20 protein-coding genes and 1 riboswitch are annotated in these 22,259 nt (G+C 74.9%); of the genes, 4 read left to right on the top strand and 16 right to left on the bottom strand.

What is annotated here, in order from left to right:
• Positions 1–4 precede the first annotated feature (4 nt).
• Genes K8Z49_RS04755 through K8Z49_RS04745 form a run of 3 tightly spaced genes read right to left on the bottom strand, consistent with a single transcriptional unit; the run spans position 5 to position 2,849 of the window.
• Positions 5–655, bottom strand: a complete 651-nt coding sequence (locus tag K8Z49_RS04755; RefSeq protein ID WP_111831592.1) for a LutC/YkgG family protein — start codon at positions 653–655, stop codon at positions 5–7.
• Entirely contained in the window at positions 652–2,124 is a 1,473-nt protein-coding gene (locus tag K8Z49_RS04750; protein ID WP_218163700.1) for a lactate utilization protein B, read from the bottom strand. Before K8Z49_RS04750 ends, K8Z49_RS04755 begins: the two co-directional genes overlap by 4 nt.
• Positions 2,121–2,849, bottom strand: coding sequence for a (Fe-S)-binding protein (locus tag K8Z49_RS04745; protein WP_024936024.1), 729 nt, complete (start codon positions 2,847–2,849; stop codon positions 2,121–2,123). Before K8Z49_RS04745 ends, K8Z49_RS04750 begins: the two co-directional genes overlap by 4 nt.
• 280 nt (positions 2,850–3,129) lie before the next feature.
• Between K8Z49_RS04745 and K8Z49_RS04740 the strand changes: the two genes are divergently transcribed.
• On the top strand, positions 3,130–3,333 hold the full coding sequence (locus K8Z49_RS04740; RefSeq protein ID WP_021600469.1) for a DUF5999 family protein: 204 nt from the start codon (positions 3,130–3,132) through the stop codon (positions 3,331–3,333).
• A 97-nt stretch (positions 3,334–3,430) separates the two neighbouring features.
• Here the strand turns inward: K8Z49_RS04740 and K8Z49_RS04735 are convergent, their stop codons facing one another.
• The gene (locus K8Z49_RS04735) at positions 3,431–4,048 is read right to left on the bottom strand and encodes an alpha/beta family hydrolase (protein ID WP_024936023.1); all 618 of its coding nucleotides are present in this window, start codon (positions 4,046–4,048) and stop codon (positions 3,431–3,433) included.
• Positions 4,049–4,099: 51 nt separating this feature from the next.
• On the opposite strand from K8Z49_RS04735, the gene K8Z49_RS04730 reads away from it, so the two are divergent.
• The gene (locus tag K8Z49_RS04730; protein ID WP_021599399.1) at positions 4,100–4,525 is read left to right on the top strand and encodes a PPOX class F420-dependent oxidoreductase; all 426 of its coding nucleotides are present in this window, start codon (positions 4,100–4,102) and stop codon (positions 4,523–4,525) included.
• Here the strand turns inward: K8Z49_RS04730 and K8Z49_RS04725 are convergent.
• Complete coding sequence (locus K8Z49_RS04725) at positions 4,522–5,655, bottom strand: tetratricopeptide repeat protein (protein ID WP_075021815.1); 1,134 nt, start codon at positions 5,653–5,655, stop codon at positions 4,522–4,524. The two genes, K8Z49_RS04730 and K8Z49_RS04725, sit on opposite strands and share 4 nt — an antisense overlap.
• A gap of 93 nt (positions 5,656–5,748) precedes the next feature.
• A complete protein-coding gene (gcvP, locus tag K8Z49_RS04720; RefSeq protein ID WP_412517673.1) occupies positions 5,749–8,619 on the bottom strand; it encodes an aminomethyl-transferring glycine dehydrogenase in 2,871 nt (956 codons plus the stop codon).
• A 168-nt stretch (positions 8,620–8,787) separates the two neighbouring features.
• Positions 8,788–8,882: riboswitch (glycine riboswitch) on the bottom strand.
• Positions 8,883–9,149: 267 nt separating this feature from the next.
• Here gcvP and K8Z49_RS04715 point away from each other — a divergent pair.
• Positions 9,150–11,639, top strand: a complete 2,490-nt coding sequence (locus K8Z49_RS04715) for a lysylphosphatidylglycerol synthase transmembrane domain-containing protein (protein WP_024936022.1) — start codon at positions 9,150–9,152, stop codon at positions 11,637–11,639.
• A gap of 23 nt (positions 11,640–11,662) precedes the next feature.
• Here the strand turns inward: K8Z49_RS04715 and K8Z49_RS04710 are convergent, their stop codons facing one another.
• From K8Z49_RS04710 to K8Z49_RS04675, 8 genes are all read right to left on the bottom strand, one after another.
• On the bottom strand, positions 11,663–12,268 hold the full coding sequence (locus K8Z49_RS04710; protein ID WP_021599258.1) for a MerR family transcriptional regulator: 606 nt from the start codon (positions 12,266–12,268) through the stop codon (positions 11,663–11,665).
• Between the two features lie 353 nt (positions 12,269–12,621).
• The gene (locus K8Z49_RS04705; protein WP_021599257.1) at positions 12,622–13,092 is read right to left on the bottom strand and encodes a bifunctional nuclease family protein; all 471 of its coding nucleotides are present in this window, start codon (positions 13,090–13,092) and stop codon (positions 12,622–12,624) included.
• 142 nt (positions 13,093–13,234) lie between these two features.
• On the bottom strand, positions 13,235–13,981 hold the full coding sequence (locus K8Z49_RS04700; RefSeq protein ID WP_024936021.1) for a MerR family transcriptional regulator: 747 nt from the start codon (positions 13,979–13,981) through the stop codon (positions 13,235–13,237).
• Between the two features lie 27 nt (positions 13,982–14,008).
• Complete coding sequence (locus K8Z49_RS04695; RefSeq protein WP_021599255.1) at positions 14,009–14,539, bottom strand: FHA domain-containing protein; 531 nt, start codon at positions 14,537–14,539, stop codon at positions 14,009–14,011.
• Positions 14,540–14,850: 311 nt separating this feature from the next.
• Complete coding sequence (locus K8Z49_RS04690) at positions 14,851–15,624, bottom strand: DUF881 domain-containing protein (protein ID WP_075021813.1); 774 nt, start codon at positions 15,622–15,624, stop codon at positions 14,851–14,853.
• A complete protein-coding gene (locus tag K8Z49_RS04685) occupies positions 15,621–15,953 on the bottom strand; it encodes a small basic family protein (protein ID WP_111831589.1) in 333 nt (110 codons plus the stop codon). The genes K8Z49_RS04690 and K8Z49_RS04685 overlap by 4 nt, the downstream gene beginning before the upstream one ends.
• A 22-nt stretch (positions 15,954–15,975) precedes the next feature.
• Complete coding sequence (locus K8Z49_RS04680) at positions 15,976–16,884, bottom strand: DUF881 domain-containing protein (RefSeq protein ID WP_412517672.1); 909 nt, start codon at positions 16,882–16,884, stop codon at positions 15,976–15,978.
• A 42-nt stretch (positions 16,885–16,926) separates the two neighbouring features.
• Complete coding sequence (locus K8Z49_RS04675; protein ID WP_111831588.1) at positions 16,927–17,565, bottom strand: LysE family translocator; 639 nt, start codon at positions 17,563–17,565, stop codon at positions 16,927–16,929.
• Between the two features lie 92 nt (positions 17,566–17,657).
• Here K8Z49_RS04675 and K8Z49_RS04670 point away from each other — a divergent pair, with 92 nt between their 5' ends.
• A complete protein-coding gene (locus tag K8Z49_RS04670) occupies positions 17,658–18,998 on the top strand; it encodes a PLP-dependent aminotransferase family protein (RefSeq protein ID WP_024936019.1) in 1,341 nt (446 codons plus the stop codon).
• Between the two features lie 25 nt (positions 18,999–19,023).
• Here K8Z49_RS04670 and K8Z49_RS04665 read toward each other — a convergent pair whose 3' ends face one another.
• Both K8Z49_RS04665 and K8Z49_RS04660 read right to left on the bottom strand, forming a co-directional pair.
• Positions 19,024–21,522, bottom strand: a complete 2,499-nt coding sequence (locus K8Z49_RS04665) for a mannose-1-phosphate guanyltransferase (protein WP_021599816.1) — start codon at positions 21,520–21,522, stop codon at positions 19,024–19,026.
• Positions 21,519–22,223, bottom strand: a complete 705-nt coding sequence (locus K8Z49_RS04660) for a CDP-alcohol phosphatidyltransferase family protein (RefSeq protein WP_244938639.1) — start codon at positions 22,221–22,223, stop codon at positions 21,519–21,521. The genes K8Z49_RS04665 and K8Z49_RS04660 overlap by 4 nt, the downstream gene beginning before the upstream one ends.
• Between the last annotated feature and the right edge of the window lie 36 nt (positions 22,224–22,259).

The raw sequence follows: 22,259 nt of genomic DNA, 5'->3' as shown, positions 1-22,259 counted from the left end.
CCGGTCAGGACGGCTGGTCCTCGACGACGAGGACCTCCAGGTGCCGGGGGCCGTGCCCGCCCTCGACCCGCGCCGCCTCGACGCCGTGGGTGGCGGACGGCCCGCTGATCCACGTCAGCGGACGCGCCGGGTCGAGCCGCGCGACCGCCTCCGGGACCGTCCCGACGATCTGGTCGGCGTGGACCACGCACAGGTGGTAGTCCGGGACGAGCGTGAGCGCCCGCCTGCCCTGCGCCCGGCCGCCGTCCAGGACGACCGTGCCCGTCCGCGCCACCGCCGCCGCGCAGCCGGTGACGACGCCGTCCGCCGTGGCGAGGGTGCCGAGATCGACCGGCGGGGTGTCGGCCAGCGCGCGCACGCCGTCCAGCTCCGCCAGCCACCCGAACGGCAGGTCCGCCGGGACGACGATCCGCTTGGCCTCGCGGCCCCACAGCGCCGCCGCCACGGCGGTGCCGAGCTCGTCCGCGCCGACGTGCCGGACCGCGGCCCGGTTGTCGGCGACCCGCTCGGTGAACAGGGCGAGGACGTCCGCCCGGCTCCCGGCCTCCGCCTCGGGCAGCCGGCGGGCGTAGGAGCGCGGCACCGGCGGGCGCGCTCCGCGGTCCCCGCCGAGCGCCTCCCGGACCCGCCTCAGCATCTCCTCCCGCGCGCTCATGTGCGCGTCCTCGCCCACCAGGCGCGGAAGCTCTCCGCCGGCGGCGCCGGCAGGTCGCGTGCCTCGGTCCACGCGCCGAGCAGCCCCGGCAGGCGGCGGATGCGCCCGCCGCGCGACAGCAGCCGCGCCCACCGGGCGCCCCGCCGCAGGGCCGCCTCGTGCCTGCGCGGGTCGCCCATCGTCCAGGCGAGGCCGCGCATCAGCACCATCTCGGGCGTCGGCACCGGGCGCCGCCGCCGCGACTCCACCACCATGCCGCGCAGCCGCACCAGGACGTCCGGGATGTCGATCATCACGGGGCAGACGTCGGCGCAGGCGCCGCACAGCGTCGACGCGTAGGGCAGCGACGCGTCGGCCGCGCTCTCCACCCCGCGCGTCAGCGGGGTCAGGATCGCGCCGATCGGGCCGGGATGGACCGGGCCGTAGGGCCGGCCGCCGGCCCGCTCGTAGACCGGGCAGACGTTCGCGCACGCCGAGCACCGGATGCAGCGCAGGGCCTCGCGCCCGGTGTCGCCTGCGAGCGCGCGGGTGCGGCCGTTGTCGAGCAGGACGAGGTGGAACGCGCGCGGCCCGTCGCCCGGCGTGAGGCCCGTCCAGGACGAGACGTACGGCGTCATCCGGTCACCGGACGACGAGCGCGGGAGCAGCTGGAGGAACACCTCCATGTCCTCCCATGCCGGGACGACCTTGTCGATGCCCGCGACCGTGATCAGCGTCTCGGGGAGCGTGAGGCACATCCTCCCGTTGCCCTCGGACTCCAGCAGCACGAGCGTGCCGGTCTCGGCCACCAGGAAGTTCGCCCCGGTGATCGCGACCCGGGCGCCCAGGAACCGCTCGCGCAGGTGGGCCCGCGCCGCCGCGGCCAGCGCCTCCGGGTCGCCGGCGGGCCCCGGGGCCGCCGCCGGAATCTCTCGCCTCAGCAGCTCCCCGATCTCCGCGCGGTCGCGGTGGGCGGCCGGCGACAGCGGGTGGGACGGCGCGTCCTCGCCGAGCTGGAGGATCATCCCGGCGACGTCGGTCTCGCGGACGGTGGCGCCCGCGCGGGCCAGCGCCTCCACCAGGCCGATCTCCCGGAGCGTCGCCGACGCCGCCTTGACGACCTCCCTCGCCCCGGTCTCCCGGAGCAGGCCGGTGACGATGCGGCGCGCCTCCGCCGCGTCCGCCGCCCAGTGCACGGTGCCGCCCGCCTCCGTGACGGCCCGCTCCAACTCCTCCAGGTGGACGTCCAGGTCGAGCAGGGCCCGGTCCCTGATGGCGCGCCCGGCCTCGCGCAGGTCGTCCCAGTCGGAGATCTCGGCCGCCGCGGCGGCCTCCCGCTCGCGCAGCGCGGCGGTGGCGCCGCGCAGGTTGCGGCGCAGCCGGGTGTCGGCCAGCGCGGACCGCGCGGCGGCCGCGAACTTGGGCCGCGGCGGGGCGGGCCCGCTCGTCCTCGCGGAGGACGGCGTCGTCCCCGGGGAGGAGGCCGTCACGGGGGCCTCGTCTCGGCGAGGATCTCGGCCAGGTGCATCGTCCGGACGCCGGCCCGCAGCCGCGACAGCGCGCCGCCGATATGGGCCAGGCACGCGTCGTCGACCGCGCAGACCACGTCCGCGCCGGTGTCCCGGATGTGCCTGACCTTGTCGGCCACCATCGCGACCGACACGTCGGCGTTCTTCATCGCGAACGCCCCGCCGAACCCGCAGCACTCTCCCGCGGCGGGCAGTTCGACCAGGTCCAGGCCCTGCACGGCGCGCAGCAGCCGCAGCGGCCGGTCGCCGGCGCCGAGCGTCCGCATCGACTGGCAGGACGGGTGGTAGGTGACGCGGTGCGGGAAGTAGGCGCCGACGTCGGTGACGCCGAGGACGTCCACCAGGAACTCCGACAGCTCGTGGACGGCGATGCCCTCGGCGGCGCGCGCCAGCGCCGGGTCGCGGGCCGCCCGCGCGATCTTCGGGTAGGCGTGCCGGACCGTCGCGGCGCACGACGCGGACGGGGCGACCACGGCCTCGCAGCCCTCGAACGCGGCGGCGTAGGAGCGGGCCAGGCCGGCGGCCTCGCGGTGGTAGCCGGCCGTCCAGTGGATCTGGCCGCAGCAGGTCTGCCCCGGCGGGAACACCACCTCGTGCCCGAGCCGCTCCAGCAGGACGGTGGCGGCCTTGCCGGTTCCGGGGAACAGCGCGTCGTCGAAGCACGCGACGGACAGCGCGACCCTCACCGGCCTCACTCCCCCCACGCGCCCGGCAAGCCCGTTCCCCGCCGAACATCGTAGGGGCTTCGACCCCCGGCGGCGTGTCGTTCTCCGCCTGTCATCGCGCGGGAGGTAGTGCTGTGCCTGGCACCTCGGGGTGAGAGGGATCACAGCCGTCCGGTACTCCGGTACCAACGGACAACCGTCCCAACGGGCTATGGCCGGTGTGGGGCGAACCACATCACACTGGGGTGCGTCATACAGGAAAGCATCACGACCGACCAGTAGTTGAGACCGGAGGCACACGATGTGCCCGCACCAGCCGCCCTGTCCTTCCCACGACGCACCCGACCGCGACGCCGCCCGCACGCTGGCCTCGCACCCCGAGCAGGGGTGGAGCCTTCTGTGCAACGGTGTCGTGCTCTTCGAGGACACCGGTGAGCTGCTGCCCGACGGGGGAGTCATCGCACCGCACCGGCCGACGGACCTGCCTGCGCCGTCCGCCGCTTGAGCGGTCCCACGGGGGACTAGTTCAAACGGGTGATCATCCTCGGGGGCACGGCCACCTGCCCTTCGACTCCGGGTCCGCACCGGACCCGGAGCGAAACCTACCTCCGGCCCGTCCGCACCGGACGGGCCGTCCATCTTCTCAGCCACGGCTCCACCGCCCGGCCGACCGCCCCGGGGTCCCGGTTCAGGTCGTGCCGCTCCCCGGCCAGCACCGTCACCTGCGCCGCGTCCGAGGGGTCGGGCACCCCGAACGGGTCCCGGTCGCCGTTGACGACGAGGACCTCGACCCCCGCCGAGCGGAGCTCGTCCACCCGGGTCTTCTCCGGGTTGCGCGGCGGGCGCAGCGGGAACGCCAGCGCCAGCACGCCGGCGGCCCCGGCCGCCGCCGCGGTCCGGCACGCCACCCGCGCGCCGTTGCTCCGGCCGCCCTGCACGAGCGGGACGTCCCCGAACGGCTCCCGCAGCATCCCGACGATCTCCAGCCACGCGGCGTCCTGCTTGGCCACCGGGCCGGGCGCGCGGCGCCCGGCGAACCGGAACGGCTGCGTCACCCGCGCCACGGCGCCGCCCAGCCCGAGCGCCGTCTCCCGCACCGCCAGCAGGTCGGGGGCGTTCACGCCGCCGTTCGACCCGTGCGTCAGGACCAGCAGGAACTCCGGGCGGGGGACCTCGTCCACCGTCACCTCGGCCGGCCCGTGCGACGTCGCGACCTCCATACGGGCCACCGTAGCCCCCGGCCGGATCGATCTTTGCGGCAGACTGGGCGCATGGAGAAGATGACCGACGGCGAATGGCGCGCGTTCGTGATGGAGGGCACCCGCACCGGCAAGGCCGGCGTCACCCGCAAGGACGGGACGCCGCACGTCACGCCGATCTGGTTCGTCCTCGACGGCGACGCCCTGATGTTCAACACCAGCGGCCAGAGCGTCAAGGGCCGCGTCCTCGCCCGCGACCCCCGCGTCTCCATCTGCGTGGACGACCAGACCCCGCCCTACTCGTACGTGCTGATCCAGGCCGAGGCGGAGATCGTCGAGGACCTGGACGAGTCGCTCCGCTGGGCGACCGCCATCGGCGCCCGCTATATGGGGCCCGAGCGGGCCGAGGAGTTCGGGCGCCGCAACGCGGTCCCGTCGGAGTACCTCGTCCGCGCCCGCATCACCAAGGTCATCGCCGAGCGCGCCGTCTCCGACTAGCCCTCGGGCCAGTTCGGGGCGGGTGTGCCCATGGCCAGGCGGAGCCGCTCGGCGAAGCTCTCGTGCAGCAGCGGGCCCCACGGATAGCCGCTCGGGACCCGCACCGCCTTGCCGAGCACCTCGTGCGTCTCCCCCGGGCGGCGCTCCCCCGGCTCGTCGGCGTACCGGACGGCGAGCAGCGCGTACATGTGGTCCAGGGCACCGAACGCCTCGCCGGTGAGGGCGGGGAGCGTCCCGTCCGACACGGCCTGCTCGACGACCGGCTCCCACCACAGGTCGCCGGAGCCGCCGTCGTCGTCCTCGGCGTCGCCGAAGTCGCGGCGGAGCCGCGCCCGCACCTGCCCGGCCACGCCCGGGTCGCCGAGGCCGCGCCGCCACACCTCGCCCGCCTCGCCGGCGCGCCCCCGCAGCGGCAGCGTCCGCGCGAGCAGCTCGGTGGCGAGCGGCCCGACCTCGGGGTCGGACGGGTCCTCCTCCAGCGCCGCGCCGAACGCGCCGATCGCCTGGTCGAGGTAGGAGATGCCGAGCGCGACCGCGAGCCTGGCGTAGGCGTAGGGGGCGGCGCCGCGGTCGATCAGCCGCAGCCCGGCGGCGAGGATCCGCTGCGCCCGCGCCGGATCGCCCCGCTCCAGCAGCCGCTGCCCCAGGTCGTGGGCGGCGGGCGGCCCGTACTCGGCGTCACCGGTGCCGATGACCGCCTCCCAGTGGTCGCGCGCCGTGTCGAAGTCGCCGGCGTCGTCGGCGATCCTGGCCAGCGCGAGATGGGCCGGCGGGAGGTAGGCGGGGTTGCCGAAGTCGACCACGACCCGCCACGCCGGCGCCGCCCGCTCCGGCTCGCCGGCACGCTCGTGGGTCAGGGCCAGGTGGTAGGCGGCGCGGGGGCCGTACTCGGGGTCGGCGGTCGCGATGGCGGCCCGGTCGGCCTCCCGGGCCCGCTCCACCTCCCCGGCGTCGTCGAGGACGACCGCGAGGCCGAGCGCGGCCTGGGCCCGGCACGGCGTGTCGCCGAGCGCGAGCACCTTCTCGAACAGCAGCGCGGCCCGCACCGCGTCGCCGTTCTCGGCGAGGTCGCGGGCCTCCTCGCACAGCCGCACCGCGTCGTCGGATACCGGATCCGGGGACTCGCTCATCGCTCTTCTGCCCTCTGGGGGTCGGGGTCCGCGACGAGCGTAGCGACCCGCCCCCCGCCGCGTCCCGCGGCGACACTCGAAAGCCCGGCAAGATCACATTTCGTAGGCTTCGGGGGGAGGGCAGGAGCAGACCAGGTTGCGGTCGCCGTAGGCCTGGTCGATGCGGCGGACGGGGGGCCAGTACTTGCCCTCGCGCAGGGACGGGAGGGGGTAGGCGGCCTCCTCGCGGGTGTAGGGGTGCTTCCAGTCGTCGGAGACCAGGCAGCCGGCGGTGTGCGGGGCGTTCTTGAGCGGGTTGTCCTCCCGGTCGTAGCCGCCGTCGGCGACCCGCCGGATCTCCCGGCGGATCTCGATCATGGCGTCGCAGAACCGGTCGAGCTCGGCGAGGTCCTCGGACTCGGTGGGCTCGATCATCAGGGTGCCGGCGACGGGGAACGACAGGGTCGGGGCGTGGAAGCCGTAGTCGATGAGGCGCTTGGCGACGTCCTCGGCGGTGATCCCGGTCTCCTTGGTGATCCGGCGCAGGTCGGCGATGCACTCGTGCGCGACGAGGCCGTTGCGGCCCGTGTAGAGGATCGGGTAGTGCGGGGCGAGCCGGGCCGCGAGGTAGTTGGCGCCGACGATGGCGCCCTCGGTGGCGGCGCGCAGGCCGTCCGGCCCCATCATCGCGATGTAGGCCCAGGAGATCGGCAGGATGCCGGCCGAGCCCCACGGAGCCGCGGAGACCGGGCCGGGGCCCGTCCGCGGCCCGGCCTCCGCGCGGAGGGGGTGGCCGGGCAGGAACGGGGCGAGGTGCTCGCGGACGCCGATCGGGCCGACGCCGGGGCCCCCGCCGCCGTGCGGGATGCAGAACGTCTTGTGCAGGTTGAGGTGCGAGACGTCCGAGCCGAACTCGCCCGGACGGGCCAGGCCGACGAGCGCGTTGAGGTTGGCGCCGTCGACGTAGACCTGGCCGCCCGCGTCGTGCACGGCGGCGCACACGTCGGTGATCGTCTCCTCGAAGACGCCGTGCGTGGACGGGTACGTCACCATGATCGCGGCGAGCCGGTCGCCGTGCTTGGCGATCTTGGCGTGCAGGTCGTCCAGGGCGATGTTGCCGCCCTCGTCGCAGGCGACGACGACGACGCGCATCCCGGCCATGACGGCGCTGGCCGCGTTGGTGCCGTGGGCGGACGACGGGATCAGGCAGACGTCCCGGTGCTCCTCGCCGCGGGAGGCGTGGTAGCCGCGGATGGCGAGCAGGCCGGCCAGCTCGCCCTGCGACCCGGCGTTCGGCTGGACCGACACCTTCGCGTACCCGGTGATCTCGGCGAGGTTCCGCTCCAGCTCGCCGATCAGCTCGACGTAGCCGGCGGCCTGGTCGAGCGGGGCGAACGGGTGGATGTTCGCGAACTCCGGCCAGGTGATCGGCTCCATCTCCGCCGTGGCGTTCAGCTTCATCGTGCAGGAGCCGAGCGGGATCATCGACCGGTCGAGCGCGATGTCCTTGTCCTGGAGCCTGCGCAGGTAGCGCAGCATCGCGGTCTCCGAGCGGTGCGCGTGGAAGACCGGGTGGGTGAGGTAGGGGCTCTCGCGGCGCAGCCCGGCCGGGACGGCCTCGGCGGGCTCGCCGGCCTCCGGGACGCCGAACGCGCCGAGGACGGCGGCGACGTGCTCCGGCAGCGTCGTCTCGTCGCAGGCGATCCCCACCAGGTCCGGGCCGTCCGGGCGCAGGTTGACGCCCCGCTCGCGGGCCGCGGCGGCCACGTCCGCCGCCCGGCCGGGGACGCGGGCGAGCACGGTGTCGAAGAACTCGGCGTGGACGACCTCGACACCGCCCGCGCGCAGCCCCGCGGCGATCTCCGCGGCGCGGCGGTGCGTCCGCTGCGCGATCGCGGCCAGCCCCTCGGGGCCGTGGTAGACCGCGTACATGCTCGCCATCACGGCGAGGAGGACCTGGGCCGTGCAGATGTTGCTGGTGGCCTTCTCCCGGCGGATGTGCTGCTCGCGGGTCTGCAGCGCCAGCCGGTGGGCGGCGGCGCCGTCGGCGTCGACGGACACGCCGACGAGCCGTCCGGGAAGCTGCCGCTGGAGGCCCTCGGCGACCGCCATGTAGCCGGCGTGCGGGCCGCCGAACCCGTACGGGACGCCGAACCGCTGCGCGGAGCCGACCGCGATGTCCGCGCCGGACTCGCCCGGCGGGCGCAGCAGCGTCAGCGCGAGCAGGTCGGCGGCCACGACCGCCTTGGCGCCGCGCTCGCGCGCCCGCGCGATCAGGGGCTCCAGGTCGCGGACGGCGCCGGACGCGCCCGGGTACTGCAGCAGGACTCCGAAGAAGTCGCCGTCCGGGAGCCCCCCGGACAGGTCGGCGGTGACCACCTCGATGCCGAGCGGGACCGCGCGCGTCCGGACGACCTCGATCGTCTGCGGCAGCGCGTCGGCGTCGACGAGGAACGTCCCGGGCTCCTTGCGCCTGGACGCGCGGTGGGCCAGGGCCATGGCCTCGGCGGCGGCGGTGCTCTCGTCCAGCATCGAGGCGTTCGCGACCGGCAGCCCGGTCAGGTCGGCGACGACCGTCTGGAAGTTCAGCAGGGCCTCCAGCCGGCCCTGCGAGATCTCCGGCTGGTAGGGGGTGTAGGCGGTGTACCAGCCCGGGTTCTCCAGCACGTTCCGCATGATCACGCCGGGCGTGATCGTCCCGTGGTAGCCGAGCCCGATCATGGACGTCAGCACGGTGTTGCGGGACGCCAGCTCGCGGAGCCGGTCCAGCGCGGCGGTCTCGCTCAGCGCGGGCGGCAGGTCCAGCGGCCGGGAGGTGCGGATCGCGGCCGGGACCGCGTCGTCGACCAGCGCCTCGACGCCGGAGTAGCCGATGGCGGCCAGCATCCGGGCCTGGTCGTCCGGGGAGGGGCCGACGTGCCGGTCGGCGAACGCGGAACGGGGATGCTGCGGCGAGGCCACGGGGGCGAAGAACTGGGCGGTCATGGAGAGCCTCCTGGCTGCTGCGGTCGCTCAGGGCCACCGCCGGCACCCGGGCCGGCGGCCGTCTCCCCCTCTGTCATCGGCACCTGAGAGCTTCGCCCGCGCAGCGGGGTTTCCCCTTCGGTGAGCCGCCCTCCCGCGGTGGGAGCGGCGCCTGCTTTCCAGAGGTGCCTCGCCCGCGCGGTCCTTTTGCCTGAGAGGTTCCGGGGAGGTTGCCCCTTCGGCGCCCCACGCTGGCGGCGTGGGGTCTCTCCCGCACAGGGTCGACGGCATTTCCTCCAGAAACCCTACCCAAAGACCGGATGTCGCGATCGTTCCGCCCGGTGGCGGAGGGGAGCGGCCCCGCTCCGCCGCCCCGGTACCCCCGAGTACGCTGTGCACACTCACCTGGGACGGGACGGGCTCGAGCCCGGGGGCGGAGATGGGCTGTGGGGTGGACGCGCGCGGCCGGACCGGCGGCCCGTCGCTCGACGGCCCGCCGCCGGTTCTGGGACGCTGATCACGATGACGGACGGTCAGGGCGGCGGTACGGCGTGACACAGACCCGCGGCGGCGCGGTGCGGCCGAGGCAGGGCGCGGCGGCCGGCGTGCCCGTCGACGAGCCCGCGCAGCCGGACCGGATCCGCCGGCCCTCCGACGCGATGAGGTTCGCGGCGTCGGTGGTGGGGCTGGCCGTCGTGATGCTCCTGGTCTCGATCGCCCAGCAGACCACGCACGGCCTGCAGACCGACATCGCCGAGGGCACCGCGCACGCGCCCCGGCTGCTGCTGACGCTGGCGACGCTGGTGTCGAGCTTCGGGGTGCTGGCCGTGCCGGTCGCGTTCGCCGTCGAGCGGCTGTTCCACAAGGACGGGACGCGGGTCGCCATCGCGTTGCTCGCCGCCGTGATCGCGTTCGGCATCACGGTGGGCCTGGACGACCTCGTGGTGCGGGCGGGGCCCGGCGGCGTGCTGAACTCGCTGATCTGGGGCGGCACCGAGACCGCCCCGGTGCACACCGACATCGCGCCGGTGATCGCGTTCGTCAGCGCGGTCGGAATGGCGGGCCGCGCGCGCTGGCAGGCGGCGACCTGGTCGATGATCGGTCTGGCGGCGCTGACGGGGCTCACCGCGTCCTACGCGTCGGTCGCGGCGCTCGCGGCCACCTACGCGCTCGGCCGGGCCATCGGGCACGGCACCCTGTACGCGGTCGGCACGCCGAACCCGCGCCCGTCGGGCCGGACGGTCGTCGCGGCGCTCGAACGGCTCGGGCTGCGCCCGAAGCGCGGCGCGCGGCTGGACGAGCCCGCCGACGGAGCCGAGGAGTCCCGCCGCTACGGCGTCGTCCTCGCCCGCGATCCGGCCGGCGGCCTCGGCGGCGGGCGCGGCGGCCGGGTGCCGCTCGGACGGGGCGCGCACGGCGACTGGGATCTGGAGGTCCGCGTCCTGGACCGCGACCAGCAGACCGCCGGCCTTCTCTACCGGATCTGGCGGATGCTGCGCCTGCGCGGCGCCACCACCGGGCGGACGCTGCGGTCGCTGCGCCGCTCCCTGGAACTGGAGTCGCTGATGGCCTACGCCGTGGACGCCGCCGGCGTCCGGACCCCGCGCCTCGCCGGGACGTGCGAGGTCGGCACGGAGGCGGCGCTGCTGGCCTACGAGCACGTGCCGGGGCGGCGGCTCGGGGACGTCCTTGACGAGGAGATCACCGACGAGCTGCTGACCGACGTGTGGCGGCAGTTCCGCTCCCTCCAGGCGGGGCGGCTCGCCCACCGCCGGCTGCAGGAGGAGGCGGTCCTCGTCGGCGAGGACGGCCTCGCCTACATCACGGACCTGCGGTCCGGCGAGACGGCGGCGGGCGACCTGGCGCTGCGGCTGGACCTCGCGCAGCTCCTCACCACGCTGGCGCTGCGGACCGGGCCTGAGCGGGCGGTCCGCACGGCCGCCGCCGTGCTGGGCGAGGAGGCCCTGGGCTCGGCGGTGCCGCTGCTGCAGCGGGTGGCGCTGTCGCGTGCGACGCGCACGGCGCTGCGGCACGACCGGGAGCTGCTCACCCGGATCCGGGAGCAGATCGTCCGGCTCAAGCCGGAGACGGAGGCGCCGCCGGCCCGGCTGGAACGGTTCAGGCCCCGGACGATCTTCAGCATCGTGGCGCTGTCGGTCGCGGCGTACATCGTCATCCCGCAGGTGGCGAGCCTGGACCTCGGCCATCTGGCGTCGACGGCGAGCTGGCACTGGGCGGCGGCGGCGCTCGGCGGGGCGGCCCTGACCTACGTCGCGGCCGCGATGATGCTCGCGGGCTTCGTCCCGGAGCGGCTGCCGCTGGGGCGGACGGTGCTGGTGCAGCTGGCGGCGTCGTTCGTGAAGCTGGTGGCCCCGGCGGCGGTGGGCGGCGTCGCGGTCAACACCCGGTTCCTGCAGCGATCGGGCGTCCGTCCGGCCCTCGCGGTCGCGAGCGTGGGCGCGTCGCAGCTGGTCGGACTGGTGACGCACATCCTGCTGCTGGTGCTGTTCGGGTTCCTGACGGGGTCGACGGCGAAGGCGACGCAGGACCTGGCGCCGTCCCGGACGATCGTCATCGCGGTGCTGGTGCTGGGGCTGCTCGCGGGGCTGGCGATGACCGTCCCGCGGGTGCGCCGGGTGGTCACGACCCGGCTGCGGAGCATGTTCTCCGGGGTCGTGCCGCGGCTGGTGGACGTCCTGCAGTCGCCGCGGAAGCTCGCCACCGGGATGGGCGGGACGCTGCTGCTGACGCTGGCGTTCTCGCTGTGCCTGGACGCCTCGATCCGCGCGTTCGGGGGGTCGCTGCCGTGGACGACGGTGGTGCTGGTGTTCCTGACCGCGAACGCGGTCGGGTCGGCGGCGCCGACGCCGGGCGGTCTCGGCGCCGTCGAGGGCGCCCTCACCCTGGCCCTGACGATCTCGGGGCTGTCGGCGGAGACGGCGACGTCGGCCGTCCTGCTCTACCGGCTGCTGACGCTGTGGCTGCCGGTGCTGCCGGGCTGGGGGGCGTTCGCCTACCTGCAGCGCAAGGAGGCGCTCTAGGGGGCGGCGAGGCGCTCCGGGGGTCAGCCGGTCCGGCGGGCGCGCCGGCGGTCGGCCAGTTCGTCGTGGGGGTGTCCGTTAGGGTCCGCCTCGTCGGCGGTGGCGCGTTCACCGGGTAGTTCGGCCAGGCTGCCCTCCACCTCCTGCCACACCCGTCCGAGGGCGATCCCGAACACGCCCTGCCCGCCCTGGAGGAGATCGACGACCTCGTCGGCGGAGGTGCACTCGTAGACGCTGACGCCGTCGCTCATCAGGGTGATCTGCGCGAGGTCCTGAACGCCGCGGTCGCGCAGGTGGGTGACGGCGGTGCGGATCTGCTGCAGCGACACGCCCGTGTCCAGGAGCCGCTTCACGACCTTCAGGACGAGGATGTCGCGGAAGCTGTAGAGCCGCTGGCTGCCGGACCCGTGCGCCGACCGCACGCCCGGCTCCACCAGCTTGGTGCGGGCCCAGTAGTCCAGCTGCCGGTAGGTGATCCCCGCCGCGGCGCACGCCGTCGGGCCGCGGTAGCCGACATCCTCCGGTGGCGCCGACACCTGCGTGTCGAAGAGCAGGCCCTGCTCTCCGGCGCGCCGGGACGCGACATGCCTCTCGGGGGTCGCCTTGCCCTCGCCGCTGCTCACCGCCACGCGGACCTCCGGCTCCTATCATCCCGTGGCGCTTCGTCAAGGGGGTTTGACGAATTACACCACGGGTGTTCCACCAGCACGGTAGGTGCCGGTCAGGGCGTGGTCAACGTTCACCGTCGGCGCGTCGCATGCCCGGATGAACCGGCTTCACGTGGGCAAACTGCGCACCTTCGCCGCCAACGCACTCCATACCCCGATGGTCCCCTAAAGAAAACCGCCAGGTCCAGGGCCATGCGCGACCAATCACCCCAGAGCATGACCCCGGGCTCCACCGTGACATTCCCCACACCCCGCGGCGGCGCCCGGAGCAGGCGAAACCCGCGGACGCGCGCCTCCGGCCGGCCCCGGTGGCCTCAGCCGGCCCTGCCGAAGTCCTCCGGGGAGATCGTGTCGAGGAACTCGCGGAACTTCTCCACCTCGTCCTCCTGCTCGTCGGGGATGGCCACGCCGGCCTCCTCCAGCACGTCCTCGCTGGCGAAGATGGTGGCCCCGGTGCGCAGGGCGAGGGCGATGGAGTCGGACGGGCGGGCGCTGACCTCGACGCCGTTGGAGAAGATCAGGTCGGCGAAGAAGATCCCCTCGCGCAGGTCGGTGATGTTGACGGTGCGGAGCTGGACGCTGAGGGCGTCGAGCACGTCGCGGAACAGGTCGTGGGTGAGGGGCCGGGCGGGCAGCACCCCCTGCTGGGCGAAGGCGATCGCGGTCGCTTCGACCGCCCCGATCCAGATGGGCAGGTAGCGATCGCCCTCCGTCTCCTTCAACAGGACGATCGGCTGATTGGAGGGCATCTCGACCCGGACGCCGACGACCTCCATCTGCTTCACTGCGGCTCCCTGCTGGTTCTCGCTGTCTCGATCACCACGTGCAGCGGATCGAATTCTGACCGAACCATGTAGCCAACGTACACCCAGGCCCGGACACCTCGTGGTGCGGCGAGGGCGGGAAAATCCTCCGCGGCCCGCATGATCAGGGGTCGAGGCTTTCGCGTAGACCGGCGCTGACCAGCGCGGCGTGCAGCCGGACCGACAGCGCGGCGATCTCCCGCGCGGTCTCGGCGGCCTGCTCGTGGGCGCCGCTGCCGCGGCGGCGCAGCTGCGGCGCGACCATCTGCTCGATGAGGCCGACCTGGCGGTCGGCGGCGGCCTTGACGGCGCGCAGGTGCCGGACCTCGAAGCCGAACTCGCCGAGCGCGGCGGCGACGCGGGCGATGTTCAGCGCGTCGCCGTCGTAGTGCCCGCCGGCGCGGCGGACGAGGCCGTACTCCTCCAGGCGGGCGAGGAGGGCCTCGTCGATCCCGGCGCCGTCCAGGAGCTGGCGGCGGGTGAGGCGGACGGCGGGGTCGGCGGCGGTGGTGTCGGCGGCGACCAGGGTGCGGGGACGGCGCCGCTCCGGCGCGCGGACGGCGGAGTCGCAGGCAGCGGAGTCGCGGACCGCGGGCGCCGGGGCGCTCTCCCCGTGGTCGCGGGCCTCCAGGCGCTGCCTGATGACGCGCAGCGGCAGGTAGTGGTCGCGCTGCGCGGTGAGCACGAACCGGAGGCGCTCGACGTCGGCGTCGCAGAACTTGCGGTAGCCGGAGGGGCTGCGCTCCGGCTCGACGAGGCCCTCGGACTCCAGGAACCGGATCTTGGAGATGGTGATGTCGGGGAACTCCGGCCTGAGCAGCCCGAGGACGTCCCCGATCGTCATCGGGGATCGGGCCGGCTCCGCGTTCAAGGGCCCTCCCATCGTCGCCCCGTACCGTCAGCCGTGCGCCGGGTTGGTCAGGAACACCAGCCGGAACTTGCCGATCTGGACCTCGTCGCCGCCCGACAGCCCGGCCTGGTCGATCCGCTGCCGGTTGACGTAGGTGCCGTTGAGGCTGCCGACGTCCCGGACGGAGAAGGTGCCGCCCTGGCGGGCGAACTCGGCGTGCCGGCGGGAGACGGTGACGTCGTCCAGGAAGATGTCGCTCTCGGGGTGCCGCCCGGCGGACGTGCGGTCCTTGTCGAGCAGGAAGCGGCTGCCGGCGTTGGGGCCGCGCTTGACCACGAGCAGCGCCGTGCCCGGAGGGAGCGCCTCCATGGCCATCTGGTCGGGGCCGACCTGCTCCTCGGCGCCGGTGTCGGTGTCGAGGGCCTCGAACCCGCCGATGGAGATCGTGGACGTGGACTCGCCCGGCGACTCGCGGGGAGGCGGCGGCCCCGCGCTCCTCAGCGGAGTGCCGCAGTTCGAGCAGAAGCGGGCATCATCCGGGTTGGCGTGACCGCACTGCGTGCAGTAGACGCTCGGCATCGATCGGCTCGGCCTCCTACCATCGGCGTGCCGCCCGCGGCGTCCCGCCGCAACGGAAGCCGCCTGCGCCACGCGCATCCTTCACCCAACCCACGCGCCGGGGAACCGCCCCCCGGCCACGGTCCTGCTCACCGCCCGCTGTCGCGACGGTCGCCGCAACTTACGCGGCTATCACCCGAGGGGTCAACTGGAACGGTGAACCGGCTGCACCAAACTACATTCGCCGATGATCGCAGGTCCATGCCGCCGCGCGGACGGCCGCGATCGCGACGCCCCAGCCGGGCGTCCGGTTCACGTCTCCCCCGTTCCCTCTAGGGAGACCGTATCGCGCCCACGGTCACTTTCGCGCGCCGGGCGATCAGGACGGTGGCGCCGGCCCCCTCCAGCGTCCGGACGACGCCGCCCGGGATGTTGAGCGCCGTGGTCAAGGTGTGCGGGTCGCCGATGGCGAGGAAGCGGTACGGGGCGGCGAGGAGCGTGCCGTCCGCCCGGACGCCGTCCCGGCCGTCGACGAAGTGGGTGTCGACGCCGGCCCGGACGTCGTTGACCTGGATGACCTCGGCGCCGGCGTCGCGGAGCTCCTCCAGGGCGTCCAGCAGGCCGAGCGCCCTGACCCGGCCCCCGGGGTCGCCGATGACGAGCTCGATGCCGGGCCCCTCGGCCGGGAGCGTGCCCGCGAGGAGGCCGTAGGTGGCCGCCCGCTCGCGCGCGTCCTCCAGCGCGGTCCCGCCCCGCGCGTCCCGCTCCAGCTCGGCCTTCGTCTGCTCCAGGTCGCGCAGGTCGCCCCGCAGCCGCTCGGACCGCTGGCCCAGGTCGGACAGGATCCCGACGAGCTCGTCCTGGCGCGCGGTGGCGAAGGTGGTGTCGCGCTCGGTCGAGCGCACCTGGGCGACGAAGGCGAAGCCGAGCAGCAGGCAGAGCAGCCCGGCCATGACCTGGCCGGAGCCGGTCCGGGGGCGCAGCAGCGCGGCGAGGGCGGGCAGGCCGCCCGGCTCCGCCGGCGCCTCCGCGGGCTTCTTCTCCTCGCGTTCTTCCTCGCGGTCCTCCGCGGGCTCTTCCCCGCGCGCCCGCTCGCCGCCGGTCATGCGCCGAAGAGCTTCCGCCGGATGGCCGCGGCGTTGGAGAAGATCCGGATGCCGAGGACGACCACGACGCCGGTGGACAGCTGCGAGCCGACGCCGAGCTCGTCGCCGAGGAAGACGATCAGCGCGGCGATGACGGCGTTGCCGACGAAGGAGACCGCGAAGACCTTCTCGTCGAAGACGCCCTCCAGCCGGGCCCGGACGCCGCCGGACATCGCGTCGAGGGCGGCCACGATGGCGATCGGCAGGTAGGGCTGCAGCCAGAGCGGCACGTCCGGTCGCAGGACCAGGCCCAGCGCCACGCCGATCACCAGCCCGATCAGCGCGATCATCCTCGGGTCACCTCTCCCCCGCTCACCGGCCGGCCCCGTCGCCCGGGACGGCGTACCGCAGCCGGGACGTCCCCGCGGCGGGCAGCCGCGCCCGGGGCGCCCGGCGCACGTCGTACCTGATGCCGTACCGCTCCTTCAGCGCGTCGAGCCGCCGGTCGGCGGCCGAGCCCGTGAAGGCGTCCCGAAGGCGGCCGGGGTCGCCCAGCGCGGTCACCTCGTAGGGCCCGGCGAGCGGCCGGTAGTCGACCAGGATCGCCTCGCCCGCGGTGCGGATCGCCGTGGTCGGGGTGAGCCGCAGTCCGTTGACGCCGATGGCCGCGGCGCCGGCCGCCCACAGCCCGTTCACCAGCACCTGGAGGTCCTGATCATAGACCCGGCCGCCGGAGGGGGCGCGGCCGGACGCTGCGTTTCCCGACTCGGCGTTCCCGGACTCGGCGTTCCCGGACGCGCCGCCGCGCGGCGAGTCGTCCAGGGTGACGACGACGCCCTCCCCCGCGGCGGGCGTGGCGGCGGCCGCGGCGGCGGCGCGCGCCAGGTCCAGCCGGAGGCGGCGGCCGGCGTCGGTGCGGGCCAGCGCGGCGGCGCGGCGGCGCTCGGTGTCGGCCCGCAGCCGGCCGAGGCGGTCCTGCAGGGCGTCGGTCTCGGCGGTGCGGGCGCGGATCTCGCCGATGAGCCGGGAGCGCCGCTCGGCCGCGACGGGCTCGCCGCGGCGGGCCTCGGCGCCGGCGACGGCGACGAGGGTCCCGGTGAGCACCAGGACGAGCAGGACGCCCCCGCCCCGCAGCCGGCCCCGGCGGGGCGGGGCGCCGGCGGCGGCCCGGCGCGCGGCCGCCTCGGCGTAGCCGGGGTCGAGCCGCCCGGCGACCAGGTCCGCGAGCAGCGACATGGTGGCGTCCGGCCGCCGGCCCGGGGTGTTCCGTCGTGCGATCACCGCCCCATCATGGCAAGCGCGGGCATCGCTCTGACGGGCCGGTCAGGCCGTGGCGGGACGGTGCAGGCCGATGTGCACGGCGAGCCCCGCGAGCACCGAGCCCATGAGGTACCGCTGGACGCGCCGCCAGCCGGGCCGGCTCGCGAGGAAGGCGGCGACCGCCCCGGCTCCGAGCACGATGAGGGCGTTGACGGTGACGGCGACGGCGATCTGGACGAGGCCGAGCAGCAGGATCTGGACGGCGACGTCGCCCCGGCCGGGGTCGGCGAACTGCGGCAGCAGCGACACGTACAGGACCGCGATCTTCGGGTTCAGCAGGTTCGTGACCAGGCCCATGGCGAACAGGCGGCGCGGCGGGTCGGCGGGCAGGTCCCGGGGGGCGAACGCGGCCGTGCCGCCGGGCCGCAGCGCCTGCCAGGCGAGCCACAGCAGGTAGCCGGCCCCGGCCAGCTTGATCGCCGTGTAGAGGGCCGGGACGAGCGCGAACACGGTCGTGAGGCCGGCGGTGGCGGCGGCGACGTAGACCAGGAACCCCGCGGCGACGCCGGCGAGGGAGACCAGGCCGGCGCGGCGCCCCTGCGTCACCGTCCGGGACACCAGGTAGATCATGTTGGGCCCGGGGGTGAGCACGAGGCCGAGGGCGAACAGGGCGATGGCCGCGGCGGCCGTGTACGAGATCATCGGGACTCCAGTCAAAGCGATGATCTCAATCTAGAAGCCGGAGTATTCTCAGTGCAATAATTATATTGCTCTCGGTGCAATTTGGAGTTCGCATGGAGGACTTCCGGCGGGCCGCCGACGCGGTGGCGGCCGACATCGCGGCGGGGCGGCTGCGGCCCGGCGACCGGCTGCCGCCGCAGCGGGCCTTCGCGCGGAGCCGCGGCATCGCGGCCTCCACCGCGGCCCGCGTCTACCGGGAGCTGGCCAGGCGGGGCCTCGTGGTGGGCGAGGTGGGCCGCGGGACGTTCGTCCGCGCCGCGGAGCGCCCTCCCGGCCCCGCGCTCGCCGAGCCCGCGGACGCCCGCGTCGACCTGGAGCTGAACTACCCCGTGGCCCCGGGGCAGAGCGCGCTGCTCGCCGCGGGGCTGGAACGCCTGCGGCGGCCGGACGTCCTCGACGCGGTGCTCGGGCCCGCCGGCGTCGCGGGGACCGCCGCCGCGCGGGAGGCCGCGGCGGAACTGCTGGCCACGCCGGGATGGCGGCCAGAGGCGGCCGGCGTGCTGTTCGCGGGCAACGGCCGGCAGGCGATCGCGGGCGCCGTGGCCGCGCTCGTGCCGCCGGGCGGGCGGCTCGCCGTCGAGGCGCTGACCTATCCGGTGATCAAGGGCGTCGCGGCCAGGCTCGGCGTCACCCTGGTCCCCGTCGCGATGGACGAGGAGGGCCTGCGCCCCGACGCCCTCGCCGAGGTCCATCGCACCGCACCGCTCGGCGCGGTGTACGTCCAGCCGACACTGCACAACCCGCACGGGACGACGATGCCACCGCGGCGTCGCGCCGAACTGGCCGGCACCCTCGACCGGCTCGGCCTCCACGCGATCGAGGACCGCGTCTGGGCGTTCCTCCCAGAGGACGCGCCCGAGCCGCTCGCCGCGTTCGCCCCGGGGCGCACCGTGCTGGTCGACAGCCTCTCCAAGCGCCTCGCGCCGGGCCTCAGCCTCGGGTTCGCAATCCCGCCCGCGGAGCTGTCGGGACGCCTCGCCGCGGCGCTGCGCTCGGGCGGCTGGGGTCCGGCGGGCTTCGCGCTGGACGCGGCGGCCGGCTGGATGGCCGACGGGACGGTCGAGGCGGTGACGGCCGCCAAGCGCGCCGACGCCGACGCCCGGCGGCGGATCGCGGCCGGCCGCCTCGGCGGCGCGGCCGTCCGGTGGGGCCCCTGCTCGTACTTCGGCTGGTGGGAGCTGCCGACCCGGTGGCGGGCGGAGACGTTCGTCGCGGCGGCGGCGCGGCACGGGATCGCCGTCACGCCCGCCGCCGCGTTCGTCGTCGGTGGCGCCGCCGCCCCCCGCGCGATCCGCTTCGGCCTCGCCTCACCGCCCCCGGACGCCCTGGCCCGCGCGCTCGGCGTCCTCGCCGGCATCGCCGCCGGCAGCCCGGACGACGCCTCCGTCGACTGACCGGGCCCCGGTGCCGGGAGCCGGGTCACGAACCGGCGCGCTCCACCACGACCGCCCACTCCTCCAGCAGCGCCTGGGCGGCATCCGCGTCCGGCCCCTCCGCCCACAGGTGGGTGACGGCCTCGGCGGGGTCGGGCAGCACGAGGACCCAGCGGCCGTCGTCCTCGACCACGCGGACCCCGTCGGTGGTGTCGATCGCGCGGTCCGCGGCGGCCTCCACGACGTGCCGCATCACGCCGCCCTTGGCCGCCCAGGGCGTCGGGACCGAACGCCGCAGCAGGTGCGCGTCGGGGATCCGCCGGTCGATCTGGGACAGCGTCAGCCGGGTCCGCGCGACCAGGCCGACGAGCCGGACGAACGCCGCGATCCCGTCGACGGTGCCGCTGAACTCCGGCATCAGGAACCCGCCGCGCCCGTCGCCGGCGAAGACCACGCTGGGCTGCGCGGCGGCCTTGGTGAGGACGTCCTGGGACGTGGACGTCCACTCGACCTGCACGCCGTGGAACCGGCACACCTGCTCGGCGACCCTGGTCGTCGTCACCGGCAGCGCCACCCGGCCGCCGCGGCGCTCCGCCGCCACCAGGTCCAGCATCACCAGCAGCGCCCGGTCGTCGCCGACCAGCTCGCCGTTCTCGTCCACCAGGGAGATCCGCTCCCCCACCGGGTCGAACCGGACGCCGAACGCGGCCCGCGACGACGACACCAGCTCGCCGAGCCGCTCCAGGTCGCGCATCCGCTCGGCGAGCGTCTCGGTCGGGTTGGCCTCGTCCAGCCCGGCGTTGCGGGTGAGGACCTCCACGCCGACCTTGCCGAGCAGGTTCGGCAGGACGAGCGACGCGACGCCGCCCGCGCAGTCCAGGACGATCTTCAGCCCGGCCTCGCGGACCCCGCGGATGTCGACGCGGCGCAGCAGGTCGCGGGTGTAGGTCTCCACGACCCGCGGCGGGTAGGCCAGCTCGGCGATCTCGCCCGGGAACGCGCGGCGGTACTCCTGCCGGCCGAAGACCCGCTCCAGCTTGCGCTGCGCGCCCTGGGACAGGTCGGCGCCGCCGGCGTCGAGGAACAGGATGTCGACGCCCTGCGGGTCGCCGAGGGTGGTGCGGAGGTAGATGCCGCCGACGGCGTCCTCGCGGCCGGTCTCGAACCGGGCGACGGTCAGCGGCGTCGCCTCCAGGTCGTGGACGTTGATCGCGCTGGCCGTCAGCGCGCTGTTCACCGCGCGCTTGAGGGTGCGGGCGGCGCGGGAGACGTCCCGTCCCGTGACGACCGTGCTGCCCTTCTTCAGCGTCGTCGCGTAGGCGCTGGCGAGCCGGACCGCCAGCTCCGGGGTGATCTCCACGTTGACGAGCCCGGACACGCCGCGCGGCCCGAAGAGGTTGCGCTGCCCGCGCGACTCCCAGATCACGCTGGTGTTGACGACCGCGCCGGCCTCGATGGTCTTGAACGGGTAGACCTTCACGCCGCTGGAGACGTACGCCTCGGCCTCGATGACGCACTCGTCCCCGATGACCGCGCCCTCCTCCACGCGGGCGCCCGCCATGATGTCGGTGTTCTTGCCGACGACGCAGCCGCGCAGGTTCGTGGACGGCGCGACGAACACGTTGTCGTGCACGACGGCCCGGTGCAGGAACGCGCCCTCCTTCACGACGACGTTGCTGCCGAGGACGGTGAACTCGCGCAGCTCGACGCCCGCCTCGACCTTGGCGTAGTCGCCGATGTAGAGCGGGCCCTTCAGCACGGCCTCGGCGTCCACCTCCGCGCCCTCGGCGACCCACACGCCCGGCGACACCTCGAACCCGCCGAGGTCGATGCCGACCTGGCCGGACAGCATGTCGGCCTGGGCCTTGAGGTAGCTCTCGTGGGTGCCGACGTCCTCCCAGTAGCAGTCGGCCACGTACCCGAACAGGCGGGCGCCCTCGGCGAGCAGCTTGGGGAACACGTCCCCGGACCAGTCGACCGGCTCGCCCTCGGCGACGTGCTCCAGGACCTCGGGCTCCATGACGTAGATGCCGGTGTTGACGGTGTCGGAGAACACCTGGCCCCAGGTGGGCTTCTCCAGGAACCGCTGCACGCGGCCCGCGTCGTCCACGATGATGATCCCGAACTCCAGGGGGTTCGGGACCCGCTTCAGGCCGATGGTGACGAGCGCGCCGTTCTCCTCGTGGAACCGCACCATGTCGGTCAGGTCAATGTCGGTGAGGGCGTCGCCCGAGATGACGAGGAACCGGTCGTCGCGCAGCGCCTCCTCGGCGTTCTTGACGCTGCCCGCGGTGCCGAGGGGAACCTCCTCGGTCGCGTAGCTCAGCGACATGCCGAGCTCCTCGCCGTCGCCGAAGTAGTTGCGGATCAGCGCGGCCAGGAACTGGACGGTGACGACGGTCTCGCTGAACCCGTGCCTCTTCAGCAGCCGCAGCACGTGCTCCATGATCGGCCGGTTGACGAGCGGAAGGAGCGGCTTGGGCTGGTTGGCGGTCATCGGACGCAGCCGCGTCCCCTCGCCTCCCGCCATCACGACGGCCTTCATCGGGGGGTCTCAGCTCCCTTCTGGTCGCCGGCCGGCGGTTCCGCGCCCGGATCGGGCGGCCCCGGCTCGCCCCGGCCGCCGGAACCGTGAACGGCATCCGTCCCGGAGGCCGGCGGCGCGCCGCGGCCGGCCAGCACCAGTTGCCGCGTCTGCGCCCAGTACAGGACGGCCGCCCACCAGTACAGCCCCGTCCCCCAGATGGCGAAGGCCCATCCGACGATCTTCGCCGTGGTCGCCGCGCCGCCGTCGTGGTCGCCGAGCAGCAGCAGCGGGAACGCGTACAGCAGGCACATCGTCGCGGCCTTGCCGATGAAGTGGACGGGCAGCGTGCCGCCGTACCCGAGCCGCCGCACGATCGGCGCGATCGGCAGGATCGCCACCTCGCGGGCGACCAGCACGGCCACCAGCCACACCGGGATGATGTCGCGGATGGTGAGCCCGACGAGCGTCGCCAGGATGTAGAGCCGGTCGGCGGCCGGGTCGAGCACCGTGCCGAGCCTGCTGGTCTGGTCGAGCGCGCGGGCCAGCTTCCCGTCCAGCCAGTCCGACAGGCCCGCGAACACCAGCAGGCCGAGCGCCCACCAGTCCGCCTCCACGAGGACGAGCCACAGGAAGAACGGAACGCCCACGAGCCGGGCCAGGCTCAGGATGTTGGGCACCGTGAAGATCCGGTCCTGCGGGGCCTCCTGCAGTGTGCTCACCGACGCGTTCGCCTCCCCTGGTCCCCCTTGATCCTG

The organism is Actinomadura madurae (assembly GCF_047130825.1).
GTDB lineage: Bacteria > Actinomycetota > Actinomycetes > Streptosporangiales > Streptosporangiaceae > Spirillospora > Spirillospora madurae.
This window is presented reverse-complemented; position numbering and strand designations above follow the sequence as displayed.

Bases quoted from the DNA above. Each gene is read 5' to 3' on its own strand.
- K8Z49_RS04755 (WP_111831592.1), bottom strand. From the start codon at position 655: ATGAGCGCGCGGGAGGAGATGCTGAGGCGGGTCCGGGAGGCGCTCGGC.
- K8Z49_RS04740 (WP_021600469.1), top strand. From the start codon at position 3,130: ATGTGCCCGCACCAGCCGCCCTGTCCTTCCCACGACGCACCCGACCGC.
- K8Z49_RS04735 (WP_024936023.1), bottom strand. From the start codon at position 4,048: ATGGAGGTCGCGACGTCGCACGGGCCGGCCGAGGTGACGGTGGACGAG.
- K8Z49_RS04730 (WP_021599399.1), top strand. From the start codon at position 4,100: ATGGAGAAGATGACCGACGGCGAATGGCGCGCGTTCGTGATGGAGGGC.
- K8Z49_RS04725 (WP_075021815.1), bottom strand. From the start codon at position 5,655: ATGAGCGAGTCCCCGGATCCGGTATCCGACGACGCGGTGCGGCTGTGC.
- gcvP (WP_412517673.1), bottom strand. From the start codon at position 8,619: ATGACCGCCCAGTTCTTCGCCCCCGTGGCCTCGCCGCAGCATCCCCGT.
- K8Z49_RS04695 (WP_021599255.1), bottom strand. From the start codon at position 14,539: ATGCCGAGCGTCTACTGCACGCAGTGCGGTCACGCCAACCCGGATGAT.
- K8Z49_RS04690 (WP_075021813.1), bottom strand. From the start codon at position 15,624: ATGACCGGCGGCGAGCGGGCGCGCGGGGAAGAGCCCGCGGAGGACCGC.
- K8Z49_RS04685 (WP_111831589.1), bottom strand. From the start codon at position 15,953: ATGATCGCGCTGATCGGGCTGGTGATCGGCGTGGCGCTGGGCCTGGTC.
- K8Z49_RS04675 (WP_111831588.1), bottom strand. From the start codon at position 17,565: ATGATCTCGTACACGGCCGCCGCGGCCATCGCCCTGTTCGCCCTCGGC.
- K8Z49_RS04670 (WP_024936019.1), top strand. From the start codon at position 17,658: ATGGAGGACTTCCGGCGGGCCGCCGACGCGGTGGCGGCCGACATCGCG.
- K8Z49_RS04665 (WP_021599816.1), bottom strand. From the start codon at position 21,522: ATGAAGGCCGTCGTGATGGCGGGAGGCGAGGGGACGCGGCTGCGTCCG.